Raw genomic sequence first — 266 nt, 5'->3', positions numbered from 1 at the left:
ATGAGACTCCGTACGTGCTGGACAAGCGCGCAATTCTCATCCGCTCTGTTTTGCTGATTGCGATGATCCTGCCGATTGTTCTGCTGGCACATGATCTGGCTATTCTTATCGATTATGGCATCGAGACGGTTAATGCGCCGGTTGCTCTTGGCGGCGTGCTGATTGCAATTATTGTCTTTACACCGGAGTCCATTACAGCCGTTAAGGCGGCGCTGAATAATGAAATGCAGCGCGCGATTAACCTGTGTCTCGGTGCTTTTGTTTCG

Annotated in this window: 1 pseudogene; it reads left to right on the top strand. The window is 50.4% G+C overall.

Going from position 1 to position 266, the window contains the following annotated elements:
- Positions 1 to 266, top strand: a pseudogene (locus HBA93_RS21530) (calcium:proton antiporter); the annotation flags it as partial.

Origin of the sequence: Ochrobactrum sp. SFR4 (assembly GCF_019730395.1) — a bacterium.
Taxonomy (GTDB): domain Bacteria; phylum Pseudomonadota; class Alphaproteobacteria; order Rhizobiales; family Rhizobiaceae; genus Pseudochrobactrum.
The sequence above is the reverse complement of the archived record's forward strand: the minus strand, read 5'-3'. Positions and strand labels throughout refer to the sequence as shown.